28 protein-coding genes and 1 pseudogene are annotated in these 23,983 nt (G+C 43.1%); 24 read left to right on the forward strand and 5 right to left on the reverse strand.

Going from position 1 to position 23,983, the window contains the following annotated elements; translation table 11 throughout:
* The first annotated feature begins 17 nt into the window (after positions 1-17).
* Positions 18-524 carry a DUF1648 domain-containing protein gene (locus ACXAFV_RS11340; protein WP_475126565.1) on the forward strand — a complete coding sequence of 169 codons (507 nt, stop codon included), beginning with the start codon at positions 18-20 and terminating at the stop codon, positions 522-524.
* Positions 525-584: 60 nt separating this feature from the next.
* On the opposite strand, the gene ACXAFV_RS11345 is transcribed toward ACXAFV_RS11340, so the two are convergent.
* Positions 585-794, reverse strand: a complete 210-nt coding sequence (locus ACXAFV_RS11345; RefSeq protein ID WP_475126566.1) for a hypothetical protein — start codon at positions 792-794, stop codon at positions 585-587.
* A 204-nt stretch (positions 795-998) separates the two neighbouring features.
* Here ACXAFV_RS11345 and ACXAFV_RS11350 point away from each other — a divergent pair, with 204 nt between their 5' ends.
* Positions 999-2,570 (forward strand): fatty acid--CoA ligase, encoded by a 1,572-nt coding sequence (locus ACXAFV_RS11350; protein WP_475126568.1) that lies wholly within the window; start codon positions 999-1,001, stop codon positions 2,568-2,570.
* Between the two features lie 372 nt (positions 2,571-2,942).
* On the forward strand, positions 2,943-4,418 hold the full coding sequence (locus ACXAFV_RS11355) for an alkaline phosphatase family protein (protein ID WP_475126570.1): 1,476 nt from the start codon (positions 2,943-2,945) through the stop codon (positions 4,416-4,418).
* 191 nt (positions 4,419-4,609) lie between these two features.
* Here ACXAFV_RS11355 and ACXAFV_RS11360 read toward each other — a convergent pair whose 3' ends face one another.
* Positions 4,610-5,392 (reverse strand): alpha/beta fold hydrolase, encoded by a 783-nt coding sequence (locus tag ACXAFV_RS11360; RefSeq protein ID WP_475126571.1) that lies wholly within the window; start codon positions 5,390-5,392, stop codon positions 4,610-4,612.
* 499 nt (positions 5,393-5,891) lie between these two features.
* On the opposite strand from ACXAFV_RS11360, the gene ACXAFV_RS11365 reads away from it, so the two are divergent.
* The 3 genes from ACXAFV_RS11365 to ACXAFV_RS11375 all read left to right on the forward strand — a co-directional run bounded on the left by ACXAFV_RS11365 (position 5,892) and on the right by ACXAFV_RS11375 (position 7,995).
* Complete coding sequence (locus ACXAFV_RS11365) at positions 5,892-6,251, forward strand: hypothetical protein (RefSeq protein ID WP_475126572.1); 360 nt, start codon at positions 5,892-5,894, stop codon at positions 6,249-6,251.
* Positions 6,252-6,581: 330 nt separating this feature from the next.
* Entirely contained in the window at positions 6,582-7,136 is a 555-nt protein-coding gene (locus ACXAFV_RS11370) for a nitroreductase family protein (protein WP_475126573.1), read from the forward strand.
* A 313-nt stretch (positions 7,137-7,449) separates the two neighbouring features.
* The gene (locus tag ACXAFV_RS11375) at positions 7,450-7,995 is read left to right on the forward strand and encodes a CBO0543 family protein (protein WP_475126574.1); all 546 of its coding nucleotides are present in this window, start codon (positions 7,450-7,452) and stop codon (positions 7,993-7,995) included.
* Positions 7,996-8,359: 364 nt separating this feature from the next.
* Here ACXAFV_RS11375 and ACXAFV_RS11380 read toward each other — a convergent pair whose 3' ends face one another.
* The gene (locus ACXAFV_RS11380; protein WP_475126576.1) at positions 8,360-8,977 is read right to left on the reverse strand and encodes a GntR family transcriptional regulator; all 618 of its coding nucleotides are present in this window, start codon (positions 8,975-8,977) and stop codon (positions 8,360-8,362) included.
* A gap of 224 nt (positions 8,978-9,201) precedes the next feature.
* On the opposite strand from ACXAFV_RS11380, the gene garR reads away from it, so the two are divergent.
* The 12 genes from garR to ACXAFV_RS11440 all read left to right on the forward strand — a co-directional run bounded on the left by garR (position 9,202) and on the right by ACXAFV_RS11440 (position 16,861).
* On the forward strand, positions 9,202-10,095 hold the full coding sequence (gene garR / locus ACXAFV_RS11385; protein ID WP_475126578.1) for a 2-hydroxy-3-oxopropionate reductase: 894 nt from the start codon (positions 9,202-9,204) through the stop codon (positions 10,093-10,095).
* Positions 10,095-11,525 carry a four-carbon acid sugar kinase family protein gene (locus ACXAFV_RS11390; protein WP_475126933.1) on the forward strand — a complete coding sequence of 477 codons (1,431 nt, stop codon included), beginning with the start codon at positions 10,095-10,097 and terminating at the stop codon, positions 11,523-11,525. The genes garR and ACXAFV_RS11390 overlap by 1 nt, the downstream gene beginning before the upstream one ends.
* Before the next feature lie 100 nt (positions 11,526-11,625).
* On the forward strand, positions 11,626-12,969 hold the full coding sequence (locus tag ACXAFV_RS11395) for a GntP family permease (RefSeq protein ID WP_475126580.1): 1,344 nt from the start codon (positions 11,626-11,628) through the stop codon (positions 12,967-12,969).
* 223 nt (positions 12,970-13,192) lie between these two features.
* A complete protein-coding gene (locus tag ACXAFV_RS11400) occupies positions 13,193-13,390 on the forward strand; it encodes a helix-turn-helix transcriptional regulator (RefSeq protein WP_475126581.1) in 198 nt (65 codons plus the stop codon).
* Positions 13,390-13,845, forward strand: coding sequence for a DUF3278 domain-containing protein (locus ACXAFV_RS11405; RefSeq protein ID WP_475126582.1), 456 nt, complete (start codon positions 13,390-13,392; stop codon positions 13,843-13,845). The genes ACXAFV_RS11400 and ACXAFV_RS11405 overlap by 1 nt, the downstream gene beginning before the upstream one ends.
* Before the next feature lie 54 nt (positions 13,846-13,899).
* Positions 13,900-14,241 (forward strand): hypothetical protein, encoded by a 342-nt coding sequence (locus ACXAFV_RS11410; RefSeq protein ID WP_475126583.1) that lies wholly within the window; start codon positions 13,900-13,902, stop codon positions 14,239-14,241.
* Between the two features lie 155 nt (positions 14,242-14,396).
* Complete coding sequence (locus tag ACXAFV_RS11415) at positions 14,397-14,900, forward strand: phosphoribosylanthranilate isomerase (protein ID WP_475126584.1); 504 nt, start codon at positions 14,397-14,399, stop codon at positions 14,898-14,900.
* 4 nt (positions 14,901-14,904) lie between these two features.
* The gene (locus ACXAFV_RS11420; protein WP_475126934.1) at positions 14,905-15,354 is read left to right on the forward strand and encodes an N-acetyltransferase family protein; all 450 of its coding nucleotides are present in this window, start codon (positions 14,905-14,907) and stop codon (positions 15,352-15,354) included.
* 100 nt (positions 15,355-15,454) lie between these two features.
* Positions 15,455-15,778 (forward strand): hypothetical protein, encoded by a 324-nt coding sequence (locus ACXAFV_RS11425; protein WP_475126585.1) that lies wholly within the window; start codon positions 15,455-15,457, stop codon positions 15,776-15,778.
* A gap of 24 nt (positions 15,779-15,802) precedes the next feature.
* On the forward strand, positions 15,803-16,000 hold the full coding sequence (locus tag ACXAFV_RS11430; RefSeq protein WP_475126587.1) for a DUF6440 family protein: 198 nt from the start codon (positions 15,803-15,805) through the stop codon (positions 15,998-16,000).
* 210 nt (positions 16,001-16,210) lie between these two features.
* Positions 16,211-16,579, forward strand: coding sequence for a PH domain-containing protein (locus ACXAFV_RS11435; RefSeq protein WP_475126588.1), 369 nt, complete (start codon positions 16,211-16,213; stop codon positions 16,577-16,579).
* 15 nt (positions 16,580-16,594) lie between these two features.
* On the forward strand, positions 16,595-16,861 hold the full coding sequence (locus ACXAFV_RS11440) for a hypothetical protein (RefSeq protein WP_475126589.1): 267 nt from the start codon (positions 16,595-16,597) through the stop codon (positions 16,859-16,861).
* Positions 16,862-16,959: 98 nt separating this feature from the next.
* On the opposite strand, the gene ACXAFV_RS11445 is transcribed toward ACXAFV_RS11440, so the two are convergent.
* Complete coding sequence (locus tag ACXAFV_RS11445; protein ID WP_475126590.1) at positions 16,960-18,069, reverse strand: oxidoreductase; 1,110 nt, start codon at positions 18,067-18,069, stop codon at positions 16,960-16,962.
* A 261-nt stretch (positions 18,070-18,330) separates the two neighbouring features.
* Positions 18,331-19,011, reverse strand: a complete 681-nt coding sequence (locus tag ACXAFV_RS11450; protein ID WP_475126591.1) for a Crp/Fnr family transcriptional regulator — start codon at positions 19,009-19,011, stop codon at positions 18,331-18,333.
* Positions 19,012-19,102: 91 nt separating this feature from the next.
* Here ACXAFV_RS11450 and ACXAFV_RS11455 point away from each other — a divergent pair, with 91 nt between their 5' ends.
* From ACXAFV_RS11455 to ACXAFV_RS11480, 6 genes and pseudogenes are all read left to right on the forward strand, one after another.
* The gene (locus tag ACXAFV_RS11455) at positions 19,103-19,342 is read left to right on the forward strand and encodes a glutaredoxin family protein (RefSeq protein ID WP_475126593.1); all 240 of its coding nucleotides are present in this window, start codon (positions 19,103-19,105) and stop codon (positions 19,340-19,342) included.
* Positions 19,343-19,528: 186 nt separating this feature from the next.
* Positions 19,529-19,956: pseudogene (locus tag ACXAFV_RS11460) on the forward strand (OsmC family protein).
* Positions 19,957-20,137: 181 nt separating this feature from the next.
* Positions 20,138-21,367: an ABC transporter substrate-binding protein gene (locus ACXAFV_RS11465; RefSeq protein WP_475126594.1), complete on the forward strand. Its 1,230-nt coding sequence runs from the start codon at positions 20,138-20,140 to the stop codon at positions 21,365-21,367.
* Positions 21,345-22,211: an ABC transporter permease gene (locus tag ACXAFV_RS11470; protein WP_475126596.1), complete on the forward strand. Its 867-nt coding sequence runs from the start codon at positions 21,345-21,347 to the stop codon at positions 22,209-22,211. Before ACXAFV_RS11465 ends, ACXAFV_RS11470 begins: the two co-directional genes overlap by 23 nt.
* A 12-nt stretch (positions 22,212-22,223) precedes the next feature.
* Positions 22,224-23,012 (forward strand): ABC transporter permease, encoded by a 789-nt coding sequence (locus tag ACXAFV_RS11475; protein ID WP_475126598.1) that lies wholly within the window; start codon positions 22,224-22,226, stop codon positions 23,010-23,012.
* A 6-nt stretch (positions 23,013-23,018) separates the two neighbouring features.
* Positions 23,019-23,978 carry an ABC transporter ATP-binding protein gene (locus ACXAFV_RS11480; protein WP_475126600.1) on the forward strand — a complete coding sequence of 320 codons (960 nt, stop codon included), beginning with the start codon at positions 23,019-23,021 and terminating at the stop codon, positions 23,976-23,978.
* Positions 23,979-23,983 lie beyond the last annotated feature (5 nt).

The raw sequence follows: 23,983 nt of genomic DNA on the forward strand, positions 1-23,983 counted from the left end.
AGGTGGTGCGGGGAAGGATGTTAAACTCAAGAAATAGACCGAAAATCAAATTATCAAAAACGAAGATTGAATGGATATGGGACATTATTGGTTACTCAATCTATTTAGGCTCGATTCTCTTTTTGATCTACAATTGGAATAAGATACCTGATGAAGTCCCGGCCCATTATAATGCACTGGGGGAAGTGGATCGAAGGGGATCGAAAATGGAGCTTCTCATCCTGCCGATAATAGGTGCATTCCTTGCGGTGTTGATGCAAGTTGTTGAGAGATTTCCGGAAACACATAATTATCCTGAGCGTTTAAATGAAGAGAATGCTGAAAAGTTTTATTTACTGAGCAGAAAAATGATCAACAGTTCAAAGAATATATGTTTACTTATTTTTTCCTTGATTTTATTTGAATCGGTTTCTATAGCTCTTGGATGGGGGGACGGGTTTGGAGCGTGGTTTATGCCGGTCCTATTACTTTCCGTGTTCATCCCGATCATAACAGGAATCATAAAACAGCAAAAAATAAGATAGCGGGTCATGGGGACAGGCACCATGACCCGGTTTGTCCGTGAGCGAAGGCTGACGGGTTTTTTACGTAATCAGCGCAAATATCTTCTGATACCCTAAAGGCAGAACAGATGCCACAATCAAACCGATCATGACGGCAGCTGTGGTATAAGTGATGAATTTTATGAGTGTCAGTTCTTTCCGTTTATAAGCGATTATCAGTACCTTAATTATGAAAAAGACAGTCATTGCGATGATGAGGGCTGAAAATGCGCTTGCGAGGATGACTTCCATGGTAACATCCTTTCAATTTTTAGTTATCTAAATTTTACCATATGAGCAAGGTTGAGCATGAGTCCAAAGTTTAAGTTTACTGTGAAAAAGGAAAAGGATTTGAAGTTAATTTGCAGAATATTCTAATAGATAGGTAATATCAACAAACAACACGAAGCAGTGGCAGGCATAGATCGTTCAAACTTACCTTTAGGAGGAATGTAAATGAGTACGACGATTGGCAAGATTTTTGACCTGACTGTAAAGAAGTTCCCGAACAAGGAAGCCCTCTATGATGTGCGGAAAGATCTCCGCTTTACATACAGTGAGTGGAACGATGAGGTGAACCGGCTGGCGAATGCTCTGATCGCTGAGGGCGTGAGGAAAGGTGACCGGGTGTCGACCTTTATGTTCAATACCGAGGAGCTCGGGACGGCGTTCTTCGCATGCGCAAAAATCGGGGCGGTGTTCAATCCGATCAATTTCCGGCTGCAGGCAGAAGAGGTGGGGTTCATCCTGAATGACGCGGCTCCGAAGGTCGTCCTGTTTGAAAAAGCGGTTGAGCCGGTGATTGCTTCGATTGAGAACCGATTCCCTCATACGGTCTTCTGGTTCATTGACGATGAGACGCCTGAGTATGCCACGAGCTATCATGAGAAAGTGAAGGCTGCAGAACCAAAAGCAGTGGATGCTGATGTCGATGAGAATGATCAATACGCAATCATGTATACAAGCGGGACGACCGGCCGTCCGAAGGGTGTCATGCATAAGCACCGGAATATGGTGGAGCAGAGCCTGATCGTAATTGGTGCTACGAAACTTGGGGCGGGCGACATCGGCCTCGTGACAGCACCGATGTTCCACTGTGCCGAGCTTCACTGTGCCTTCCTTCCGAGGATCCATGCCGGCGGGAGCAACGTCATCCTTCACCAGTTCCAGCCTAAGAAGGTGCTTGAACTGATACATTCCGAAAAAATCACAAAGTTCTTCGCGGCTCCGACGATGTGGAATATGATCCTGCAGGAAAATCTATCAGACTATAACATTGAAAGTCTGCGGATCGGACTGTACGGGGCAGCCCCGATGGCGCCGTCGCTCGTCCATGCGTGTCACGACCGACTTGGAATTAAGCTGGTACAGGCGTACGGTATGACGGAAATGGGTCCGGCAATCACCTTCTTATCAGAAGATGATCAGCTAAGTAAGGCAGGGGCAGCCGGACAGGCATGCTTAAATCATGAAATCAGGATTGTGAAGCCGAATGAAGACGGACCGAGTGATCCTGATGACATCTTGCCCCCGGGCGAAAGCGGGGAAATCATCGTTCAAGGTCCATGTATGATGTCCGGCTATTTTAACCGTGAAAAAGCCTCGGAAAAAGCGATGCATAAAGGCTGGTACCATTCAGGGGATATCGGCTACCTCGATGAAGACGGCTACCTTTGGGTCAAGGACAGGGTCGACGACATGATCATCTCAGGAGGGGAGAATATCTATCCGCGTGAGGTGGAGGATGTGCTTCATGCTCATGAGGGCGTGCTCGATGTCGCGATTGTCGGGCAGCCGGATGACCGGTGGGGAGAGAGTGTCACGGCTTTTGTGGTTAAGAAGGATCCTGGAGTTACGGAAGAAGCGCTTGATGAGTGGTGTAAGGATAGTGACAGCTTAGCTAATTATAAGCGGCCGAGGAAGTATGTGTTTGTAGAAGAGCTGCCGCGGAATGCGAGCGGGAAGATACAAAAGTTTATGCTGCGGAAGCGGATGGAGGAGCTGTTGACGGAAGGGCAGGCTAAGTAAGGAAGTGAATGAATAGTTGGAGGGGGCTGGGGCTCGGGTGTTAGAAATATAACATGTCGGGGATCGGCCCCTTTTTAGTTTTTTATGAAAAAACGTTCAAGAAATGTTTACTTATGTATGTAGGGGGGATTGGAAAGCATGACAAATACTCCAGCGGGAGAAGGGACCAATGTGAGACCATAAAATAACAAACTAAAAGGAGTGCCGAATCGTATTGATTTCGGCACTCCTTTTTTCCTGATTTAATGGGGATTATTCACCTTATACTAATGAATTGATATCACAAACCACACCAACAGGCAGAGTTGTATAAATAAAAATAGGGAAAACATTCCATAATAGAATTAAGTATGTTTTGAGAGGAGATACGTTATGCCATCAGATCAACCTCGGAAAAAAAGGGTGATTATGCTTGTGATTGATTCTTTGATGGATCCGTCTATCCAAGCTGCAATTAAGAGTGGGAAAGCTCCTGCCTTGAAATTTTTTATGAACAATGGCCGTTATTTTTCGAATCTTGTTAGTCCATTTCCAACGATGTCTGTCAATGTTGACAGCACATTATTAACAGGCGTGTATAGTGATCAACATAAAGTTCCAGGTTTGCTTTGGTACAATCAACAAGAAAAAAGGATCATTGACTACGGTGGTCATGCCCAAGAGCTATTTAAACTCGGAATAAAGAAAGCGATGATCGACATTTTTTATCGTCTAAACCATCAACACTTAAGTAACCAGCACAAAACGATTCATGAAATTTTAAATGAAAAGGGAATGCAAAGTGCATCTATAAATGCACTATTATATAGGGGGGATTATCCTACTCAAATCAAGATGCCGTTTTTAATGTCTTTGATAACAGGGGTAAAAAGACAGCTTGATTCGTATGCACCGAACACTTTCTCATATGGTTCCATGCATAAACTCAGCGGTTTAAAGAAGAACTCATTCTTTTGGCAAAGATATGGATTCAACGATAAATTTTCAGCAAATGAATTAAGGTATTTGATTAAACGAAATGAACTTCCTGATTTTACGATTGTTTATTTTCCGGATTTAGATCAAAGTGTTCATAAACATGGGAGAACGGATATAAAAGGAATTGAGAAGGTAGATCAGCAGCTTTGCAACATTTTAGATGAATATCCTTCCTGGGATGCTGCATTAAAGGACACAATTTGGATTGTTCTTGGTGATAATGGACAAGCATGGATTGATCAAAATCGAAAAGCTGCATTAATTGATCTTAGAAAAGTGTTAAGCTCGTATCAAATTGTGAAATTAAGAAAAGGTGTAACAGTGCAGGACGAAATCGTTCTTTGTGTAAATGAACGAATGTCTTTTATTTATACACTAAATAATCAAAAAGCTCCTTTAGAGGAATTAGCAAGTATCCTCCAAAAAGATAATCGAATTGATGTCATTGCCATCCAAAAAGACAATACCGTAATCGTGACATCTGGTATAAATGGAGGAGCGCTTCACTTTCATCCTAATGGAGATTTTGTTGATGAGTACGATCAAACGTGGTTTGTTGAAGGGGATACTGACATATTAGATCTTACAATAACAAATAATGCAATCAAATATGGGGACTATCCCGATGCTTTATCGAGACTTTATTCTTCTTTTTTCTCACATGATGGAGAATACTTAATTGTATGTGCTAAACCGGGTCATGAATTTAAAGGGGAAGGCTCTCCGACACATGTTGGCGGTGCGAGTCACGGTGGATTACATAAGCAAGATTCTTACGTATCAATGATTGTGAATGGAACGGAAACCACACCAAGGCATATGCGGATTTTAGAAATGAAGGATTGGATACTTGAACTGCTTACATCATAGCTGTTATTTCATTTTGGTGCCTGAGCCAAGGAACGAGTTAGGGCAGGCACCCTTCTATTTTTATTGTTGAATTTTGAAAAGATTGAAAAGCAGGATAGCTGTAAACCCGTGTTCTAAACCGTAATAGAAATCTTGAGGCCAGACCCCAGTACCCTGCTTCTTTGAAGTACTGGGATCTGGCCCCGTCTATTCTAGCTATTTTTCTCATGAGTGTTGATATATTGGCTTATTAGTGAATTTAATTCATTTGCCTTCTTTGTGGGGATTCGATGGTCTGATTTTTCAATGAATTCCAATTGATTAACAAATAATTTTTCATGTAAAATCTCGGCGTACTTGTGGAATTGATTATCCTTTTTACCGTATATCAATAGTGTTGGATGACTGATGTTTTGAAGACGATCTGTACAATTATAGAGCAAACTATAAGCATAGTATTGCTCAATGTTTCTCGAATCTCCTTGTTTCGCATCTGTGAACATTTTCTGAAATAACTCTTTCGTGTTCGAATTGCCCTTTGATATAGACCATGCCAAAACGGAAACCATTCCTTTCTTCGCAAGTTTCTGTGCAACCCGAATTCTATTCTTGAGAAGTTTATCACTCACTTCAGACATCCCACTGATTACACAGCCGCCTAAAGCCCTGTCTGAAGAAGTGAGTAAAAATTCCAATACAATAGACCCTCCTGTGGAATAGCCGCATACCCATGCTTTTTCAATATGTAAATGATTTAGTATCTTGATGATATCTTTAACAATAAGCTCATAGGTAATGGGTTCGTTTGAGTGCTGACTTTGTCCGTGACCTCTAATGTCAAAGGTGATGACTTGAAAACTTCGGGATAATTCCTCTAATTGATACTCGAAATTAACAGAGGTTAAAGTAGGGGGGTGGATAAAGACAATTGGAGTCCCTTCCCCTTTAACCGAAAAATGTATGCTGGTCCCATCATCAACGTCTAACAGCGGCATGTAAGTTTCACCTCATTTTATCTGGAAGATATGGTAATTTAATAACTTTTTTACCCTTTTTGCTTAGTTTTAACGTATCTACCTTTATGAATTCATGTAACAGTTGTCCTGATATTGCCAAATTCAAAGTGCGCTGTTGGTTGCATCTCGAAAATTTATCCATCAGCCCGGATGAATGATATAGAAAGATTTCCAGCCAATCAGTCGATCTGATTGCCATTACAGGAGATTTTCTAGACAGTAAATGCAGCAATCCGAAGCTTTCTTCTCTCCATGCTTTGGAAAGATCGAACCTAAATAATTTAGCTTCTGTATGAGCCTCAAAGGGAATCGGCCAGCAAATGGAGAATCGATAAGAAGTGAAGGAAATAAAAAACAAATGTTTTTTTAGTCGATTGCTGAGCATAGTAGTTCTCTAAAGGGGCAATTGCTGAGGGATCAGACGGCAGATTTTTCATGAACGGGCAGAATTGCAGAATAATTTTGTAGGGGGAATCAGTTGAAAAAGTTTCTATATCTAACCACGATGTTTATACTACTGGTCTCTGCTGGATGTGCTATCTCGTCTCCTGAAACCAATGTTTCTGTTGAATGGGCGGATGTTGTTGTGTGGAATGGCAATACATATTCCTTTCATCAAGAAAAAAATAAACTAGAAAAATACAGAGATGTAGATAAAGAAATAGGTGAAATTTCTTTCAGCGTTGCCGGTAGTAAAGAAGAGAGTAATCCACGATACCAATTGAAAGATGGAGAAGCTACATTTGCGGGGGAAGGAAGTAAAATCTATTCTTTAAAGGGACTGCCAGCTGAATACTATATCTTGGTAGAAAGCAAAGTATATGTTTCCAGGGAGTAAGGGATTGTTCCAGAAAACGGCGAGTTTAATTAGTGACTTGGTTAAAGAATGAATTCTTTAGTTGCTAACGGGATTGAATATCGAAAGCAGCCTTTCCTATGTGGAGGGGCTTATTTTATACCTTTTGAAAAACGGCCAGAGGCATATCCGCTGGCTTTTTTTGTGGGATATGGTGGTTAGTTAAAGAAATCTAGGGGCAAAGGCATGGATATATATTGGATTCTATATTAAAATATATAATTGAGAATGATAATCACAATCATTTATTTGGTGAAATGGAGCTGACTGCTCAACGGGTTCTTAATCATGATATGAAAAGGGGATTTTACAATGGAAATTACAAAATCAAGTGTAGCAAAAGTCATTCGTGAACGCCGTTCGATTAAAAGCGGATACACCGATAAAGAAGTGACACAGGAAACCGTCCTTGAAATATTGGATGATGCAATCTGCGCACCAAACCATGGGTTGCGCGAGCCTTGGCGTTTTATTTTTGTATCATCAGCCGAAAAGGAAGGCTTTGTGGAAGAGCTGGTAAAAACGTTTCCTCCTGACATGCAGGAGAACAGAAGGAATTATTTCAGTCAGCCTGCTGCCATTCTAATTGTAGTGATGGAAGAGGATCCGAGACAAAAGCAGTGGGAAGAGAATTTTGGTGCGGTCAGCTCTCTTATACAGAACTTCCAACTGCTTGCTTGGGAACAAAAACTAGGGGTTGTATGGAAAACGAATCCCCATATTTATGACCCTAAAGTGCGTGAGTTATTGGACGTGAAGCGTGGCGAGAAGATCGTCGGGTTCTTGCATATGGGTTATTTTGATAAGGTGCCCCCGATGAGGGAAAGGACATCAGCGGAAGAGAAGTTTACGGTTTATAAGAAGTAATGTTTTATAAGGGACATTAAGGGGAGAAACAAAACGGTCAGAGGCATAAGCCCCTGACCGTTTTTGTGCGAATTGCTAATTCCATTGAACATTACAAGTGGTTAAGAATATAAAGGATGATCCTAAGCGTTCGGGGTTGAATATTTTCTAACTTCTTCCATTGGATCTCCCGATTGTCGAATATCTTATTTCATGAACGCTATCAACGCATTGGTAAAGTAATCACAATTGGAGATTTACACTAAAAAAATTAAAACGACATTCGTATAAACCAATTATTTAAGGTGAAACTACATTTAAAAAGGAGGTAAGTATGAATAAGTATTCAGAGTCAACCAACAAGATGTTCAATGAATTATTAAAGGCTCACCAATTTAAGTTGGATATTTGGAAAGAACATGTTTTATTTGGCTGGCATTGGTGGTTTGGTGTCATAGTAGCCATTATTTCCAGTACGGTATGGATCATATATAGAAATAAATCAATGACCGCAAAATTATTACTTGCAGGGTTAACCTCTGCAATATTATCCGCATTTCTGGATTCCACATTTCTATTCTTTGGAATGTTTGATTATAGATATGAAGTTTCACCTATGGCCTCTAATTACATACCATGGAACTTTTTTGTTATTCCAGTATTAATAATGTTTACTATTCAATTATTTGAAAAAATAAACGTTTACTTGAAAGGGTTTATTCTTTCTATACTCGTCTCCTTTATTGGACTTCCGTTATTAAAATTTATAGGTATTTTCGAAATGATTAATTGGCATTATTTTTACTCGTTTATTGTTCTATTCTTTATTTATGTCGTTTCTTATCAAGTTAGTAAGGTTGCAGATGGTACTAATGATTAATTTAACATTATTGAGTGAGATGATTTTACATGGGGTACCAATGGGCAGCTGTACATTCGATGAGAAGGAAAAAGATATAAAGATGAGGTAGTAGGGGAAAAACGGAAAGAGCCAGCACTTAAAGCTCTTTCCGTTTTTTATCTATCCTTGTCAGGAGTGATATTCAGAGATTGTCATTCATAAATGAAAATAACTTATTCAGCCAAGGGGGATTTTATGGAACAAACATCATAATAGAGGTCAGAGGCATTAGCCACTGACCGTTTTAGTGCAAGTTATATCGATATTTCGAAACAAAATTGACATTTGTTTATTAATTACGTGTATATAAAAAATATAAATTTTTTATATACACGTTTTTACCCTACCGCATCATCACATGCAAACAAAACTCCAAATCCGCCTGAATATGCTCTTTCATCAACCGTTCTGCTTCATCTCCATTATGAGCAACAATCGCATCATAAATCTCCTGATGTTCATCAATCAAGAATGGCCGGTTATGATAAACGACCGTTTTTCTGAATAAATAGATGATGGACTGCATGCGTTCGATGGTGTCGACCATGACGGGGTTGTTGGTGGCGTTGACGATGATGTCGTGGAATTGTTTGTTGGCTTCCATGATTTCCTCGTTTGTGCCGTTTCGGCCGATGTCGATGCATTCTTTCAGTTGGTAAAGGTCCTTTTCGTTCATATAGGTAGCGGCCGACCGGGCTGCGAATCCTTCGAGGAGGATTCGGACCTGGAAGTAGTGGCGGAGGTCCATGTCGGTCGGGTTGACGACGCGTTTTTGTTTGACGAGCCCTTCCTGTTCGAGCTTCCGGATGGATTCGCGGATCGGTGTCCTGCTTACTCCAAGTTGCTCTGCGAGTTTTTCCTCAATCAGTTTTGTGCCACGTTCGAGTTCTCCGTTTAAAATCTTGTCGCGGATATATTCATATGATTGCAGATAGGCGTGCTGCTGTGTTTTCTTCTTCAACTAAATCGACTCCAATGAAAGACTTGCCATTTGTCTTTTTTACGTATTCGGCTTGTTAAAATAAAGCCCTTTCTAAAAGTATAGAACGAGTGGGAAGGATTTAAAAGTTCTAACTGAAAATAATTTTGTATACATTTTAAATAATTTTGTATACAAAATATAAATTATTGTGTACAATTGGTGACAACAAATGAAAACGCTTTATCATCAGGAGGGAATTTAAGATGAGACTTGGATTTATTGGTCTTGGCATCATGGGGAAACCGATGTCACTGAATCTAGTGAAAAGTGGCTTCGATGTCACCGTGTTCGATATTAATGAGTCAGCAGTGGAAGAGTTAGTGAGGTTGGGAGCCCGTGGAGCCCGTTCACCAAAAGAAGTAGGGGAAATGAGTGACATCATTTTCACAATGCTTCCGAAGGGAGAGCATGTAGAAAGTGTTGTCTTTGGTGAAAGCGGTGTCATATTCGGGGCGAATGATGGAGCGATCGTCGTCGATATGAGCTCGATCTCTCCGGTACAATCGAAGGGAATTGCCGAAGCACTTGCCGCAAGAGGGATAGAAATGCTCGATGCCCCGGTGAGCGGCGGTGAGCCGAAAGCGATTGATGGGACGCTTGCCATCATGGTCGGAGGAAAAGAAGAAATCTATGAAAAGGTGAAACCATACTTTGACGTGATGGGTCAGGATATCACGCTCGTTGGTGACAATGGATGCGGAACAACGGCGAAGCTTGCCAATCAGATCCTGGTGAATGTCCATATCGCTGCGATGTCAGAGGCACTGACGTTAGCGTCGAAAGCTGGAATCGATATCAAGAAGATGTACGAAGCGATCCGCGGAGGCTTGGCTGGAAGTGCTGTGCTTGATGCGAAGGTTCCGTTGATTCTGGAAAGGAACTTTGTTGCCGGCGGACGCATCGACATCAACGCGAAGGACTTGACTAATGTGATGGATACAGCCCACTCGATCGGAGTGCCGCTGCCATTGTCAAGCCAGGTGCTGGAGATGTATCACTCCTTGATGGCAGACGGCAAAGCAGCTGATGATCACGGGGGACTCATCCAATTTTACGAAAAGCTTGCGAATTTCGAAGTAAAGGGTGTCAGCCAGTGATGAAAACAAGGCATGCCGATGAAATCCTATCATCCTATCAATCTATCAATGAGGAGAAAGTAAACAAATGGTGGGAAAAAGTCAGACCCGGGTTTACGCACAAAATCATAGTCCTTGATGACGATCCGACAGGTGTCCAAACTGTCCACGGCGTTTCGGTATACACAGACTGGGAGGAAGAGACCATTGAGCTGGGCTTCCTGGAAGACCGGCAGATCTTCTTCATCCTGACGAACTCCAGAGCCTTCACGGCAAAAGAAACGGAGCAGGTCCATCGGGATATTGCAGAACGAACAGAGACCATCTCAAAGAAATTTGGCATTCCGTATTTGATCATCAGCCGCGGAGATTCAACGCTGAGAGGGCATTATCCTCTTGAGACGGATGTTCTCCGCCGTACGATGGAAGCAGAAAGCGGCGAACGTGTGGACGGAGAGGTCATCCTTCCATTTTTCAAAGAAGGCGGCCGATTGACTGTTGAGAACATTCACTTCGTTCAGCAGGAAAACGAACTTGTGCCGGCCGGTGAAACCGAATTCGCCAAAGACAGGACATTTGGCTACAAGTCGAGTCACTTAGGGGATTGGGTCGAAGAAAAGACAAAAGGCGCTTTCCCGAAAGAAGGCGTCACGTATATTTCACTGGAATTAATCCGAAGCCTGGACATTGACGGAATCACTGCACAGTTGCGTCAGGTGAAGGACTTCGGCAAGGTCGTCGTCAATGCTGTTGAAGAATCGGATGTGAGGGTATTCGCGACGGCACTGATCCTCGCCATCGCGGAAGGAAAACGATTCATCTTCCGGACGGCTGCTGCTTTTACCAAGGTGATCGGTGATATTTCTTCACGACCACTGTTAACGAGGGAAGAGCTGATCAGTGAGGAAAGGGAGAACGGAGGCTTGGTCATTGTCGGATCTCATGTCAAAAAGACGACGGATCAATTGGACACGCTGAAGGAACTGTCCTCTCTGCACTTCATTGAGTTCGACGCTCATCTGGTACTTGATAAAGAAGCGTTCCAACAGGAAATCGAGCGGGTGCGGCATGAAGCGGAAACAAAGGTGGCCGGCGGAATCAGTACGGTCATCTACACGAAGAGGAAGCGGCTTGATCTTGGTGACGGGATGGAAGAGCAGGAGCTTCAGATGTCCGTTGAGATTTCGAATGCGGTCACGAGCATCGTCCGTGATTTCTCTGTAAGGCCGAACTACCTGATTGCAAAGGGAGGAATCACTTCCAGTGATGTCGGGACAAAAGGGTTATGTGTGAAACGGGCGACCGTTGCGGGTCAAATCGCACCGGGGATTCCGGTTTGGCAGACAGGCGAAGAGAGCACGTTCCCATTCATCCCATACGTCATTTTTCCAGGGAATGTCGGAGCTGTCACCACGTTAAGAGATGTCGTTTCGACACTCGAGAGCACGTAATTGGTTTAGGGATCAATGCAGGGCCGCCTCTTTCTAAGGGGAATCCAGGCGGTTCTGCTTGTATAAAAAGAGTTTCATATAACAAAGGGGGTAATCTAACATGGTTACAGGGAATATGTTGATTGTAATTTTCTTACTAGCGTTAGCAGCACTTTTTTTCTTGATTTTAAAATTGAAGGTTGAACCATTTTTATCACTGATCGGTGTTGCATTTGCAACGGCTGTCGTGATCGGAATGCCGCTTAATGAAGTGGCAGCCACCGTGACCCAAGGGTTCGGGAACACATTGACCGGCGTCGGGATCCTGATCGGACTCGGTGTCATCTTTGGACAGTTTCTCGGAGCATCAGGTGCGATTGAAAAAATCGCAGCCGCTGTATTGAAAGCATTCGGTGTGAAAAAATCGCCGGCTGGTCTTGCCTTGACGGGTACGGCAGTTTCAATCCCGGTATTCTTCGATGCAGCATTCGTCATCCTAAGCGGATTGATTAAAAGCCTATCAAAGAAAACGGGCATCTCAGTCATTTCTTTTGTAACAGCACTCGGTGTCGGGTTGATTGTCTCCCATAACATGATCGCCCCAACGCCAGGCCCTCTAGTAGTAGCAGAAAACACGGGCTCAGATCTTGGCTTATTCATCCTTTACGGAATTCTTGTAGCAATCCCGGCAACACTTGTCGGAGGATATTTCTACGGATTATTCATCGGTAAGCGCATGAACCATTCTGGTGCCGTTGAAGAAGTTGCGGTAAGCCTTGAAGATGCACCGAAAAAAGAAATCAGCACTGGCCTGAGTTTCTTCATGCTGGCATTGCCAATTGCACTCATCTTGCTCAACACATTATCTCAGCTGCTGTTCCCGGATACGGGACTTGCAAGTGTATTAGGTTTTATCGGGGATAAGAACATTGCCCTGTTCATAAGTGTCATCGCAGCTATCATCATGCTTAGACCATATATCTCTGTTCCAAACAGCAGATTGTATGCTGAAGCGATCAACTCAGCGGGAATCATCATCCTGGTGACTGGTGCCGGTGGAGCATTCGGTGCAGTCATCAATAAGAGCGGAATCGGTGATTATCTCATCGCGACGATGCAAAGCTGGAGCATTCCGGTATTGTTGCTGGCGTTCATTTTTTCTCAAATCCTTCGTGCATCACTTGGTTCGGCGACAGTTGCCCTTGTGACAACGTCAAGCATCATGGGGCCGATGGCAGTGGATCTTGGAGTCTCACCGATTTTACTTGGGCTTGCCATCTGTGCCGGTGGAATTGGTCTTTCCCTTCCGAATGACTCTGGATTCTGGGTTGTGAATAGGTTCGGTAAACTGACTGTTCCACAGACGCTTAAAGCGTGGACGCTAGGTGGCTTTATTGCTGGATTGACAGCGATTACAACGGTTTTGATATTGAGTTTGTTCTCGGGGATTCTTCCCGGGTTGTAAGATATTGATGAAGTTCCCTTCCTCAGATAAGTGCTGAGGGAGGGATTTTTTTATGGTTAAACTGTTTTCATTGTAGAAGAAGGTGGACGATTCTTGGGCACTTAGATTAATTCTAGATATTTTAACAGGGAATAATTGACATAAAAAAGATTCGAATGTAATATATAACTTACAAATGCAACATATATATTGCGTAGGAGAAGGGTAGGAGAAGGATTGATTAATGAAGAATCATGTGAAGATCACAAGGATCCGGACGTCGATGACACAGGAACAATTAGCAAGGAATGTGGGTGTGACGAGGCAGACCATCGGGTTGATCGAGAAAGGGGAGTATAACCCGAGTCTGCAGCTGTGCATAGCCATCGCGAAAGAGTTGGGTAAAACGCTGGATGAATTATTTTGGGAGGTTGAAGGCTAATGAAATCATGGATATCTTTTTTGATTCCGAACGATGAATACAAGGAAAAGAGAATGCTGTATTTTCTAGCCGAGGGTGCTATTTTGCTTTTCGTTTTCTTATTGCTCATGGCCTTGGCCAATGACTATTTGAGCATAAGTTCCGAAGGGATATTATTATCGGCCATGGCCATCTTCCTTCTCTATGTATCAGCAAGATATATTTTTTCTGGAATTGAATATACAAGCGTCGCGACAGAACAGGATTATAAACATCAATTACGGGTGATCCTGGTGAGAACATTCGGGTTTGTCGTTATATTCACAGCTTTATATATCATCCTTGTCGAACTGCCATCCAGCGGAAATGAATGGACGGAATTGCTGGGGCTGTTACTGGCTGTCAGCTTCTTTATGTTTTTATCCAGTTACGTATCATTGAAGCGATCTTTTAAGAAAAATAAAGAGCTGTTGTAAATGAAGTTTTGTTGATAAATGTAGCCTTGAACTGATTTAGGGGGGTATCGTTGTATGCTTTGTTTATGTGAGCAAAAAGAAACCTGGGACTTAAAAATTGAAGGTGATGTTGGAGCAGATCCTATCTGGTGTGCTCAATGCGGTTGTAATGTGGATTTAGAAGATGTCCCTATATCAAAAGAGTTAAAGACAGAGTTGGCAGATTGGGTAGCGAAGTACGGGGAATGGATTGATTGGGATGCTGATAAAATAATTCCCAATGGAGTTGAAATGGAAGTAGCCCATAATAGAGAAGGTGAAATGTTAACTGATCGAACCAAGCAAGAGCTTAGAGGGAAATATCAAATGACATTTTATCCTTCAACTCTGGGACGAAGTTATGCAAGTAGATATTAAAAACGATTAAATAAGAACGGTCGTGGCTTTAGCCGCTGGCCGTTTTTTTGTTGGGGATTTTTCTTGATTATGCTGATTGGTATTGAAATAATTGGTAGTAAGTTAATGTACACGATTCTGAAATAGGGTCATGGTTCAAAAAAGTGGAGGGGAAAATGGATAATCACAAGTATGACACGTTTATGAAAATTGCAAAAAGACTAAATAATATTGAAATCATCCCATTGTTAATGGGGTCTGTTGGTTTGGAAATCGTTACAGGAAAGGACTGGGATGCTCAAGACTTAGATATTCATGTACCTGGTGATAAGCGAGGGTGGGAGGTACCACCGGAATTGTCTATACATAATTGGATGGATATCATGGAAATCATGAATTCAATGGGGTATAACCTGGTTGATTTGCATGAACATGAGTTCTCAAAAGACGGGTCATCAGTGGAGTTTGGAATTTCCGACACATTGCCTAGTTTCGCAGGCATACAATTAGAGGATTTAGACATTCACCAAAAGGGGGATGTGAAGTATTACTTACTGAATCCCGAGCAGTATTTATGTGTTTATGAGTCTTCATCAAAGGATAGTTATCGTGCAGATCAAAATAATAATAAAGATATCAAAAAAATAGAGTTTTTGAAAAGAATGATAGAAAATGGCTGATGGGATGTACCAACATAATATGATGATTATTCCATATGTTCCGAAGTATGCTGAACAAACAGTTAAGATGTGGCGGGATAGTAAGTACGAGGCGATTGGTCAAAAAGAAATTCATAGTTTTGAAAACCATGTATACTTTTTAAATCATATTTTACCTAAGGAATGTCAAATTGAAATAGCTCTTGTGGATGAAAAAGTGATCGGAATGATTGCATATAACGTATCGGAAATAAGCCAGCTATATATTCATAATGATTATCAAGGCAGAGGTATTGGTAGAAGATTACTTGAAAAAGCAAAAGAACAATCATCCGGAGGCCTGACGTTATACACATTCGAGATAAATAAAAAGGCCCAGCGCTTTTATGAGAATCATGGATTTACCATCATTGGCAGAGGGCATGAAAATGAAGAAAACTTGCCGGATATTCATTATGAATGGAAAGCAAAGTAAACGAAAATACTAGTCTTCCAGTAAGAGAGAAAAGCCTCAGAACTTTAGTTTTTCCTTTATTCATTTGGGAGGTTAAAGGAATTAGAAAGGAGGTTTTAATGTGAAAAAGAAAAAAAGACTTTTAATGGTTTTCTTGTTGGCATTAATGGTGATGATCATTTTTCCATCAGAATTAGCAGCCTTGGTACACGATAATGATTCGCCGAGGTCTGCATTAAGAGAAGCAATTTTCAAAGATGGGCATCCATATCAAAGTTTTTTTGCTTTCATAACTAAGGATGATTATAAAGATAAAGACTACGGAGAGCGATACAATGTATATTGGTATAACTACGACAGCCCTACTGGAGACACTGCAACGATATGCTATACAAAAGAGATAGAAAGTGAAAAGTATGAAGTCTCTTGCGGTACAGGTCCATAATAAATTTGTTCAAGGAGGTTTTCGATGATGTTTGGTAAAAGTTCAAAAAACAGATTTGAGGTTATACATAAAGAAAAAATGGGCGCTTTATCAGGTTGTAAAGTGTTAGTGGATAAAGAAACTGGAGTTCATTATTTATTTAGCTGGTACGGAGAAGGTGGAGGAATAACGCCGTTGCTGGATAAAGAAGGGAACCCGATTATTAGAGCTAATAATGAATAAGTTCCACCTTATCTTTTCTCATTGCAATGCTCATTCCACTGTTATTTTTATACCTGATAGAGGTGTGATATAAAGTTTCCCCCTGAACGGAACCCCGGTTTATATGCAGCGGAGGATTGAGAGAAAACCGCTTAAAACCAAGAAAAAAAGGGTTTTTGAATGAAAATATAGAATGATTATAATAGACCGTTTTTTAGAGGGGGATAACAAATGGCTGCAACAACAGGAATTTTAGAATGGACGCTGATATCCGAATGTCCGGTACCGGATGATGTGACGGCTCTCCTTGTCAATGGGGAAGAGGCGGTTGCTGCGTATAAGACATTTCGGGATAGTGCCATCTTTACAAATAAGAGGTTGATTGTGAGGGACTCACAAGGTCTTACGGGGAAGAAGGTTGAGATGTATTCCCTGCCGTATTCATCCATTACGATGTGGTCGACGGAGAATGCCGGGAGCTTCCTTGATGTGAACGCGGAGGTCGAGCTTTGGACCAAATCCGGTCATATTAAGGTGAAGCTTAAGAAGGGGATCGATGTCCGGAAGTTTGATAAGCTGATTGCGGAGGCACTCTTGTAGGGGGGCATCTTTCGATTGAAAAGAAAAGATGACAGGGGTGTTCGCATGTTAAAAAGGTTTTTTCTTGGAATCAAAATCATACTGATTGTTATAGGTTTTTTCCTGGCCGCAAACGATCATCTTGGTATTTCTTGGTTGATCATCGGTCTTTTTTGGCTGGTCACCGGAATTGAGACTGCCATTCGTTCTTATCGTGAAAAGGGCAAGATTCCGGTTGGATTTAGTGTTGTTTTTGTAGTGGCAACAGCTGTCTTGTTAACGGTAGGGTTCATTACTTTTTGACAATCACTTTGAAAGGCCCGTCCCTCGTCACGGTAACGCTTTACCGTGGTGAGGGACGGGCCTTTGTTTTGTGCAAATTATAATTTTTCTCTACAGTATTATTGGACGATTTCCATTTGTAACTCCAAGTCTTTTACTTTTGCTTGGGGTAAAAGGATTTTTTCAAAGTCAAAGGCGTTCAGTTCCATCCCTTTCGCCACCTTATTAGGCAGGTCTGGGTTGGCTAAGGCACTTGTCCCCAAGGATACTAAATCTGCATGATGATCTTTTAATAATGTTTCTGCCTTATCAGGGTCGCCTAACTGGCCATTAGCGATGACGGGAAGTTTTCCAAAGTCTTTTGCAGCCTGGGCCAACGTTCGTGTATTCTCTCCAAAAGCAGGATTGGCGGCATCTCCATCGGTCACATGAATATAGTCTAATGAAGATTGACCTAGTTGGGAGAAGATATACTCTGCTTCTTTTTCCCCTTCAGCCCATTTGTGATTTGGGTCGGCAACTTTAATTTGAGAGATGCGAATCCCGACAATGTAATCTGAACCTACGGCTTCACGGATATCTTGGATGATTTCAAGGAAGATCCGTAATCTGTTTTCTTTGGAACCGCCGTATTGGTCTTCACGATGATTAATATAGTCAGTTAAGAATTGGTCCAGTAAATACCCATTCGCTCCATGAATCTCAACGCCATCGAATCCAGCTTGTTTTGCACGGATGGCACTTCGGACAAAGGCGTCTTTCACCTGTTCTATGTCTTGTTCAGTCATGGCTTTAGGGGTTTGGAATGGCCCTGAGCCACCATAGAACCCTAATTGTTCTCCCTTCGGAGGAACATCTGAAGCGGAAATGGTTTCATTCGTGTACGCATTACCTTGAGCCTGTCCACCAGCGTGCATGAGTTGTGCAATCATTAGAGAGTCGTGTTTATGGACGGAATCTACCACAGGTTTCCACGCCTGAATGTGATCTTCCGTTGCAAGACCCGGTTGATCATCATACCCCTGACTGTAATGTTCGTCTAAATAAATCCCCTCAGAAATAATGGCACTGAAGCCGCCTTTGGCATAACGCTCGTAATATCTTTCCATCGTGTCATTGGCACGCCCATCTTGTTCTGCACTTATTCTTGTCATGGGAGCAACGACATAGCGGTTCTTAAATGTTTTATTTTTTACTACTGTATTTGAAAAAAGCTTTTCATTAGTCAATCAAGACACCCTTCCTTTTAGTTAATATAGTCGCATCATAACATGATAGAAATCTCGAATTAAGTATTCTGTCTTACACATAAGGGAAGGCATTTATAATATGTCTTGTTGTATGATAGTTATTCCACTCTCCGGCTTAAAACTAATATGTTGGTCAGAAATACCAAACCTGGGTAACTTTCCAATTCTGAAGCATACATAGCTGCTCAAAATGTAGCAAGCTGCCTCTGGATCCTACTTAGTTTGAGGGTAAGCGGGCGTTTATAATTCCTCGAGAAGGTCATATGCCCGGTCAGCATCTATTGAAAAACGCAGTCCTTTCTTGATCAAACCTTCCTTTTTCAATTGACTCAACATTGCACTTGTGGTTTCTCTGGTGGAGCCGATCATGTTGGCGATATCCGCATGGGTTAATTTCATATTGATCGTTTGCCATTCTTTTTTTCGTTTGCCAGTTTTCTCGCTCAATTTTAAGAGCAAGTAGATTATGCGGAGTTTCACATCGCTCAGGGCTATTTTTTCGCTCATGGAGTACACTTCTTTTAGGCGGTTGGAAAGAATATTGATGAGTTTCAAAGCGATTTTCGGGTTCTTTTCGATGAATCCCTCGAATTCCTCTACCCCGATAATACATAAATAGGTATCCATCATGGCCTCAGCATAAATTTGGTCATCCGTGAGCGAGAGCGTGGAGGTTTCCCCGAATATATTCCCGCCGGTCAAGATATCAACTGTGAATTGTTTACCTTGGGAATTCATTCTGTATAAGCGGACTTGCCCTTCTTTTAACAAGAAAAGAGCCTGGATGGGCATTTCGGGTGAAAGGATGACAGTTCCTTTCTTTACGGGCCGCATTTCGCTCAGTTCATCGATGATTTGCAATTCATTCATCGGAAGCTCATCAAATAAGGTAATTTGGGAAAGCAGCATGATTTTATCCAACGGTGAGTCTCCTTTCTATTTCTTAATGTAAGCTAGATTACGGTGAAAAATAGGTGATATTGATACGATTTGGGCGGGAGGCGCATTCAGTATGATCACACTTTATACCATTAATGGCTGCATCGATTGCTTTAAGGCAAAGGTGCTTCTTGATCAACTCGGGATTGAGTATATGGAAGTCAATCTTATGCATGAACCGGCAGCTGCCCGGAATTTAATAGAAGCAATCGGCGAAGTGAGGGCTCCTGGTGCCGCGACTGGACACTTTTTTCTTGCCGGTGAAGATTTGCTGAAACGATTAGAACATGGTGAGGTCCATTTGCTCGAATAGAATAGGGAAATCATATCACGGAATGATAAATGATAGAAGTGGAAAGACGTTTGGGAGCAATCAATAAAAATGTAAGATAGATTACTAAGGCAATCAGAATAATTGGCTAAGGAAAGTGCCCCTGCTAAATTGATTGTATCACCAAAAGCACTGGTGATAAAAAAGTGAAAACAGGAGGAATTCTTCATGATAGAAAAAATCAGTGCAGTATCAAAAGGAATGTATACAGAAGGTATTTCAGGTGATCACAAAGTGATCATTGATGAGCCTGCCAATATGGGCGGTACGGATAAAGGGGCGAATCACTTGCGACCCTGCTTTCTTCTCTGGCAGGCTGTGAAAATGCCATAGCAAACTTTGTGGCAAAGGAAATCAAGTTTGACTTGCAGGGGATTGAATTTGATATCCAGGGTGAACTTGATCCTCGCGGTATGATGGGCGACAAAAATGTACGACCGTATTTCCAGAAGATAACGGTGAACGCGAAAGTGAAGACGAGTGAATCAGAGGAACGTGTCAAAGAGCTGCAAACAATCGTGGACGAACGGTGTCCAGTGTATACTACGCTTGAAGCGGCGGATGTTGAGATGGTTGCGGACTGGGTAAAAGCATAAATCGGACCAGGGGGCGTGAGCAGGAAATGTTCATGTCCCCTTTTTTTCTTTGGAATGATGTTCATGCTCATCAACACATCGGTGAATGTAAGAGACCTTACATCTTCTTGTTTGTGGGGTATGATAGATTTTATAAGAAGGAATGACTGGCTAAAAATTGATTGTGAAAGGGGAGATGTTAATGAAGAAGCTTATCTTTCTCGTCCTGGTAATGCTGGTTCTGACGGCTTGTCAGTCTGAAAGCAGCCAACAGGATGCAAAACTGCTGGAGAAAGAATGGAGTGACATTGAAAAATCGGCTGATGGCACGACAGTCCGAATGTTCATGTGGGGGGGCGATGAGGGGATCAACCGCTACATCGATGAATGGGCAGCTCCGCGCTTGAAGGAAGAATACAACATCGATCTAGAGCGTGTGCCGATGGACACGAACGAAATCCTCCAAAAGCTGTTCAATGAAAAGAAGGCAGGAAAGGATACTGGCACAATCGATATCATATGGCTGAACGGGGAGAATTTTAAGAATGCGAAGGAAAATGATCTCTTGTTCGGGCCTTTTGTGAAGAAGCTGCCGAATGTTCAGGAGTACGTCGATATGGACAGTTTGGATGTCAAATATGATTTTGGCACCGAAGTGGATGGGATGGAAGCCCCGTGGGGGAAGGTGCAGTTTGTGTATTTTTATGATGAGGAAAAAATAGAGGATCCGCCCAGGGACTTTGATGAGTTGAAGGCATGGGTGGAGAAGAATCGAGGCAAGTTCACGTATCCTGAAGCGTCGGATTTCACCGGCAATGCGTTTTTGCGACAGCTGCTTTATGAGAAAGTGGCAGGGCCGGATACGCTGCTGGAAGAAGGCTATAACGAAGCGCTTGTCGAGAAAGGGCAGAAGGGGATGTGGTCCTATCTGAGGGAACTGAAGCCTGATTTATGGAGGGAAGGGAAGACGTATCCCTCCGATCTTGCGGAAATGGACCGGTTGTATAGCAAAGGCGAGGTATGGATAACGTTCGGATATAACGAAGCGAGGGCGGAGAGCCTGATTAAAGACGGATATTTTCCAGAGAGCACGAAGTCCTTCAAGATGGAATCGGGATCACTCGGGAACACACACTTTCTTGCCGTTCCGTTCAACAGCCCGAACAAGGCGGGGGCCGTGACGGCGATCAACGAGTTCCTTTCACCTGACGCGCAGCTAGCCAAATATGATCCGGAATATTGGGGAGAGAACATGTCTCTGGATCCGGAGAAGCTGTCTGAAGAAGACCGGAAAAAGCTTGAAGCGGTCGACCGGGGACGTTCTGTCCTCCCGGCTGATGTCCTCAGTGATAACATCCTGCCGGAAGTGGATTCTGGCTATGTGAACTGGATAAAGGAGAATTGGCTGGATGAAGTGGTTAAAGAAGAATAAACATTTGGCAGCGCTTCTGCCTCCGTTTTTGTTCATCGGCTTTGTGGTGATGTACGGGTTGATGGTATCCATTTGTGAAAGCTTGTCTTGTGCCACGGGATGGACATTCGAGCATTATACAGAGTTGTTCCATCAGAAGAGATTTCTTGATTCGCTCGGATACAGCCTGAAAATCGCCGGACTTTCGACGATTCTTTCCCTGCTGATCGGGCTGATCGTGACGAAATTTGCGATCCATCATCTCGTCCGTCAACAATCACGTCTTCTTGTTTGGATGCCGATGCTCTTTCCTCATTTCGTATGGGGATATATGATGATCCTCTTGTTTTCTCAATCAGGATGGGTGTCCTCCCTGTTCTCTGTACTTGGCATCATTAGCGATCCCTCCCAATTTCCAGTCCTGATTCAAGATGAAAACGGGATCGGAATCATTCTTACGTACGTATGGAAAGAAGTCCCTTTCGTGGTTCTGCTGCTGCTGCCGGTGTACATGGATATGCCTAAACAATTAACGCTGGTGGTGAGGACGCTTGGGGGAAGCAGATGGAATGTGTTCAAGACGGTAGAATGGCCCTGGGTGTTTCCAGTCCTTGTCGAAGCAGGGATCATCGTGTTTGCCTTCGTGATTGCGGCATTCGAGCTCCCGTATCTTCTTGGGACCACCTACCCCGAGATGGTTTCGGTGCTGGCATATGACTGGTTCTTCCAGGGCGACTGGAGTAAAAGGCCGCTCTCTTACGCGGTCATGATCAGTATAACGGTTCTTGTCTTTTTGTTAATGGCAACAGCTTCTGCGCTCATGAACAAGAGACGCTATCATATGATGAGAGGAACTAATCGATAGATGAATGTTTTGGTGAAAAAAGGATGGCAGGGGATTTGGATTTTATTCCTGTTGGCACCGATTGCAATATTGATACTGAATAGCTTTGCGTTTGACTGGAGGTGGGGAGAGATTTTCCCTCAGGGGCTGAGCATGAGGGGCTGGTCTGTGCTTCTGAATGAAACTCACTTGCTTCGTGCGCTGTCGACAACCTTGGTCATCGGGGGCAGTGTGATCGTGCTCAATTTCCTGATTGCCCTGCCGGCAGCAAGGGTGCTGGCGTTTCATTCATTTAAAGGGAAGGAATGGATCGAAACGCTTTTGACGCTTCCGATTCTGATTCCGAGCCTCGCCGTAGTGATGGGCATCCATCTCGCCATGATCCGGGCAGGCCTGAGCGATACAATCCTTGGGGTGATCCTGGTTCATCTGATCCCTACCGTCCCTTATTCGATTAAAATCCTGAGGGCAGGCTTTGAAAGGATCGGGCGGGTCTGGGAAGAGCAGGTAGTCACACTTGGAGGCAGCAAGCTATATGCGTTTTATTCGGTTTACTTTCCTGGATTGATCTCAAGCTTCAGGAGTACTGTGTTTCTGACTCTGGTGATTTCGATCAGTCAGTTTGCGCTGACAGCCATCATCGGGGGCGGGAATGTCGTCACGCTGGCGATTCTGTATTTCCCATTTTTGAATGGTGTGGACTCGGCAGTCGCGGCCAGCTTTTCGCTCTTGTTCGCAGTTCTCCCGATCGTGGTTGTCGTTGTATTCGAGGGATTGTTTTATCTTGTCCACCCATATAAAAAAAGGTTTTTCAGGAGGTGATGCTGCTTGATTTCCATTGAGCATATCAGCAAGTCGTTCCAGCATGAAATCATTTTTCATTCAGTGAGCTTCACGATGGAAAAAGGGGAAATCCTCAGTATCGTCGGTCCTTCAGGTACAGGTAAATCGACCTTCCTTAAATGTCTCGCTGGTCTTGAAGAGATGTCGGAAGGCTCACTATTCATTGAAGGAAAAGACATGACCGATATGCCTGCCAATCAACGGCCGGTCGTCATGATGTTTCAGCAGCCGCTTCTATTTCCCCATATGACGGTGCTTGAGAATGTCATGTATGGGCTGCAGTTTCAAAAGCTCCCGAAGACAGAGAAACAGAGGAAGGCGAAGGCGTTTCTTGAAAAAGTGAACCTGCTCCCCTTCGCGGATGTCATGCCCTATGAGCTCTCTGGCGGCCAGCAACAGCGTGTCGCTCTTGCCCGCGCATTGGTGACGCACCCGCGCCTTTTGCTCCTCGATGAGCCGTTCGCAAGCCTTGATAATGCGCTGCGACAGGAGATGAGGGACTGGGTGAAAGCACTCTTGAAAGAACAAGAGACAACCGCCATCTTCGTGACCCACGACATTGAGGAGGCGATGATCATCGGTGACAGGGCTGCTGTTTTCGGGGAGAAAAAGCTTCAGCAGATCGGTCCACCTTTAGATGTCTATTACCATCCTGACAGCTCATTTGTAGCGGATTTTTATTCGGATGGTTTTATGATGGACGCCCATTCGTTTGTGCATTCCTCGAAGCTTTTGGCCGCTCCATCCGGCAATGAAGGGGAATTCTGCTATCAATGGGAAGTGAAGGTCGTGAATAAGCGGGTGAAGCATGGAAAGATGTTTTATGACCTCGAGATTTCGTCTTCGGGGAAGAAAGTGACCCTTCTGTTGGAGGAGCACAAGGAGATCGGTGAGGAGATGCTTCTGGGTGTCATGAATGAAGAGGATATCATACACTTGGCGTGACAGAA

Source organism: Rossellomorea sp. ABR4_012 (assembly GCF_056159545.1).

Bases quoted from the DNA above. Each gene is read 5' to 3' on its own strand.
- ACXAFV_RS11350 (WP_475126568.1), top strand. From the start codon at position 999: ATGAGTACGACGATTGGCAAGATTTTTGACCTGACTGTAAAGAAGTTC.
- ACXAFV_RS11400 (WP_475126581.1), top strand. From the start codon at position 13,193: ATGAAGAATCATGTGAAGATCACAAGGATCCGGACGTCGATGACACAG.
- ACXAFV_RS11355 (WP_475126570.1), top strand. From the start codon at position 2,943: ATGCCATCAGATCAACCTCGGAAAAAAAGGGTGATTATGCTTGTGATT.
- ACXAFV_RS11455 (WP_475126593.1), top strand. From the start codon at position 19,103: ATGATCACACTTTATACCATTAATGGCTGCATCGATTGCTTTAAGGCA.
- ACXAFV_RS11415 (WP_475126584.1), top strand. From the start codon at position 14,397: ATGGATAATCACAAGTATGACACGTTTATGAAAATTGCAAAAAGACTA.
- ACXAFV_RS11390 (WP_475126933.1), top strand. From the start codon at position 10,095: ATGAAAACAAGGCATGCCGATGAAATCCTATCATCCTATCAATCTATC.
- ACXAFV_RS11395 (WP_475126580.1), top strand. From the start codon at position 11,626: ATGGTTACAGGGAATATGTTGATTGTAATTTTCTTACTAGCGTTAGCA.
- garR (WP_475126578.1), top strand. From the start codon at position 9,202: ATGAGACTTGGATTTATTGGTCTTGGCATCATGGGGAAACCGATGTCA.
- ACXAFV_RS11340 (WP_475126565.1), top strand. From the start codon at position 18: ATGTTAAACTCAAGAAATAGACCGAAAATCAAATTATCAAAAACGAAG.
- ACXAFV_RS11345 (WP_475126566.1), bottom strand. From the start codon at position 794: ATGGAAGTCATCCTCGCAAGCGCATTTTCAGCCCTCATCATCGCAATG.
- ACXAFV_RS11420 (WP_475126934.1), top strand. From the start codon at position 14,905: ATGTACCAACATAATATGATGATTATTCCATATGTTCCGAAGTATGCT.
- ACXAFV_RS11360 (WP_475126571.1), bottom strand. From the start codon at position 5,392: ATGCCGCTGTTAGACGTTGATGATGGGACCAGCATACATTTTTCGGTT.
- ACXAFV_RS11435 (WP_475126588.1), top strand. From the start codon at position 16,211: ATGGCTGCAACAACAGGAATTTTAGAATGGACGCTGATATCCGAATGT.
- ACXAFV_RS11370 (WP_475126573.1), top strand. From the start codon at position 6,582: ATGGAAATTACAAAATCAAGTGTAGCAAAAGTCATTCGTGAACGCCGT.
- ACXAFV_RS11430 (WP_475126587.1), top strand. From the start codon at position 15,803: ATGATGTTTGGTAAAAGTTCAAAAAACAGATTTGAGGTTATACATAAA.
- ACXAFV_RS11410 (WP_475126583.1), top strand. From the start codon at position 13,900: ATGCTTTGTTTATGTGAGCAAAAAGAAACCTGGGACTTAAAAATTGAA.
- ACXAFV_RS11375 (WP_475126574.1), top strand. From the start codon at position 7,450: ATGAATAAGTATTCAGAGTCAACCAACAAGATGTTCAATGAATTATTA.
- ACXAFV_RS11465 (WP_475126594.1), top strand. From the start codon at position 20,138: ATGAAGAAGCTTATCTTTCTCGTCCTGGTAATGCTGGTTCTGACGGCT.
- ACXAFV_RS11470 (WP_475126596.1), top strand. From the start codon at position 21,345: ATGAAGTGGTTAAAGAAGAATAAACATTTGGCAGCGCTTCTGCCTCCG.
- ACXAFV_RS11405 (WP_475126582.1), top strand. From the start codon at position 13,390: ATGAAATCATGGATATCTTTTTTGATTCCGAACGATGAATACAAGGAA.